Here is a 3,221-nt window from a genome sequence, read left to right on the forward strand (position 1 = left end):
GTCCGGGACCCACCCCGGTTCCCGCCCGCGCTTCCGCCGAAAGGCTACGGCGGGGGACCGACATCGCGCACCGGTACCCCCGGTGATCCGGCCGGCCCGCGCCCGCTCCCGTCTCCCGGCCAACGCTGCCCCGTGAAGGGCCGGGACATGCGGAAACGGTCCGGATCGGCGTCGGTCCCCGACGCCCGGGCCCGGGGTCGCGGGTCCCGTCCACCCGAAGGGGATCGCCCGGACCCTGCCCGTGTTTCACCCGTGAGGGTGAAACACGGGGCGCCCGGCGGCGGGGACGCGCCGGCCGGGGCGCGTCCCCGACCGGTTCTTTCCGTCCGGCCCGTCCGGCCCGTCCGGCCCGTCCGGCCCGTCCGGCCCCGAAGGCCCCGGGGCCGGACGGACGGGCACCGTGCAGGTCAGGCGCCGGAGCCACCACCGGCGCGGATGTCCGTCTCCCGGGCCCGCAGGGCGCGCACCACGCCGGCCCGGCTCTCCGTGACCAGTCGACGCAGTGCCGCGTTCGGTCGCGCCTCCTCCAGCCACGCGTCGGTCCGCTCCACGGTCTCCCGCCCGATCTGCAGCGCCGGGTACAGGCCCACCGCGATCTGCTGGGCCATCTCGTGGCTGCGCGACTCCCAGACGTCCTTGAGCACCTCGAAGTACCGGGCGGACCAGGGCTCCAGCAGCTCGCGCTGGTCGGGCTGGACGAAACCGCCGATCACCGACTCCTGAACGGCGTTGGGCAGCGAATCCCCCTCCACCACCAGGGCCCAGGCCGCCGCCTTGGCCTCGGCGGTCGGCACGGCGGCCCGCGCGTACGCCGCGTGCCGCTCACCGGCTGCGGTGGCGTCCCGCTCCAGCTCGGCGGCGATCTCCGCCTCCCCGGCGCGCCCGCGCACCACCAGCCGGTGCAGCAGGCTCCAGCGCAGTTCGGTGTCGACGGCCAGCCCCTCCACGACCTCGGAGCCGTCGAGCAACCCCTCCAGCAGGGAGAGCTGCTCCTCGGTGCGGGCGACGGCCGCGAACGCCCGGGCCCACGCCAACTGGTGGTCCCCGCCGGGCTCGGCGCCGCGCAGGAACCCCAGGGCCGCCGCGGTCCAGCGGGAGAGTCCCTCCTCCCGCCACGCGGGGTCCGCGTACAGCTCCAGGGCCAGCTTGACCTGCCGGTGCAGCGTCTGGACCACGCCGATGTCGCTCTCCCGGCCGATGCCGGAGAGCACCAGCTCCAGGTAGTCGCGGGTGGCCATCTCGCCGTCGCGGGTCATGTCCCAGGCCGAGGCCCAGCACAGGGCGCGCGGCAGCGACTCGGCGAAGTCGCCCAGCCGCTCGGTGACCGCGGCCAGCGAGTCGGCGTCCAGTCGCACCTTGGCGTAGCTCAGGTCGTCGTCGTTGAGCAGGACGACGGCGGGCCGCGGGTGCCCCACCAGCTCCGGGACCTCCGTCAGCTCGCCGTCCACGTCCAACTCCACGCGCTCGGTGCGCACCAGCGCGCTCCCGCCGTTCGCGTCCTCCCGCGACGCGTACAGGCCGATGGCGATGCGGTGCGGGCGCAGCACCGGTTCCCCGGTCGCGCCCTCCGGCAGGGCGGGCGCCTCCTGCCGCACGGCGAAGGAGGTGATGACACCCTCCGCGTCGGTGGTCACCTCCGGCCGCAGGATGTTGATGCCTGCGGTCTCCAGCCAGGCGCGGGACCAGGCCGACAGGTCCCGCCCGCTGGTCTCCTCCAGCGCCGTCAGCAGGTCCGGGAGGGTGGTGTTGCCCCAGGCGTGTCGCTTGAAGTACGCCTGTACGCCCCGGAAGAACGCGTCCTCCCCGACGTAGGCCACCAGCTGCTTGAGCACCGAGGCGCCCTTGGCGTAGGTGATGCCGTCGAAGTTGACCAGAACATCGTCCAGGTCGCGGATCTCGGCCATGATCGGGTGGGTGGAGGGCAGTTGGTCCTGCCGGTACGCCCAGGTCTTCATCTGGTTGGCGAAGCTGGTCCAGGCGTGCGGCCAGCGGCTGCCCGGCGCCGCGGCCTGGCAGGCGACGGATGTGTACGTGGCGAACGACTCGTTCAGCCACAGGTCGTTCCACCACTCCATGGTCACCAGGTCGCCGAACCACATGTGGGCGAGCTCGTGCAGGATGGTCTCCGCACGCCCCTCGTAGGCGGCGTCGGTCACCTTGGAGCGGAAGACGTACTGGTCGCGGATGGTGACCGCGCCCGCGTTCTCCATCGCCCCGGCGTTGAACTCCGGTACGAAGAGCTGGTCGTACTTGGCGAACGGGTAGGGGAAGTCGAACTTCTCCTCGAACCAGTCGAAGCCCTGCCGGGTGACTTCGAAGATCGCCTCGGCGTCCAGGTACTCGGCCAGCGAGGGACGGCACCAGATGCCCAGCGGAACGGTCCGGCCGTCCTTCTCCCAGGAGCTGTGCACCGAGGTGTAGGGCCCGGCGATCAGCGCGGTGATGTAGGTGGAGACGCGGGGGGTGGGCTCGAACCGCCACACCCGGTCCTCCGGCTCCGGGGTGGGGGAGTTGGAGATCACCGACCACCCCTCGGGGGCGGTCACGGTGAAGCGGAAGGTCGCCTTGAGGTCGGGCTGCTCGAAGCAGGCGAAGACGCGTCGCGCGTCGGGCACCTCGAACTGGGTGTAGAGGTAGGTGCTGCCGTCCACCGGGTCGACGAAGCGGTGCAACCCCTCACCGGTGTTGGTGTAGGCGCAGTCGGCGACCACCCGCAGTTCGTTGGTGCCCGCGACCAGCTCCGGCAGGGCGATCCTCGAATCGGCGAAGACCTTCCCCGGGTCCAGCGACTCGCCGTTGAGGACGACCTCGTGGACGGTGGGGGCCACCAGATCGATGAAGCTCGCGCCGGGGGCGTTCGCCTCGAACCGGACGGTGGTCTCCGAGCGGAAGGTGCCGCCGGCGGGGGCGTCGGTGATGTCGAGGACGATGTCGTACTCCTCGACGCGGAGCAGACGAGCCCGCTCCCGCGCCTCGTCCCGGGTCAGATTGGTGCCAGGCACAGTGTGGTGCTCCTTCTGCGGTTCTCGCGGTTCTCGCGGTTCTGCGTGGGTCTGCGGATTCTGCGGTGGTCGCGCCGGGCGGTGACCGCCCCGGGACCGGGTGAACGGAAGTTCACCCGCATGCTGCCACGATCCTTTCACGGGGCATCGGGCAGCGCGCGGGGATTGTGCCGGGACGCGACCCGGCGCCGGGCGGGGGTTCGGCGGAGAGGTCGGGAG

General features: G+C 72.4%; 1 protein-coding gene. It reads right to left on the bottom strand.

The window, feature by feature from the left end:
* Positions 1-407: 407 nt before the first annotated feature.
* A complete protein-coding gene (gene pepN, locus FNQ90_RS17355) occupies positions 408-3,002 on the bottom strand; it encodes an aminopeptidase N (protein ID WP_182607220.1) in 2,595 nt (864 codons plus the stop codon).
* Positions 3,003-3,221 lie beyond the last annotated feature (219 nt).

Origin of the sequence: Streptomyces alkaliphilus (assembly GCF_014141535.1) — a bacterium.
Classification (GTDB): Bacteria; Actinomycetota; Actinomycetes; order Streptomycetales; family Streptomycetaceae; genus Streptomyces; species Streptomyces alkaliphilus.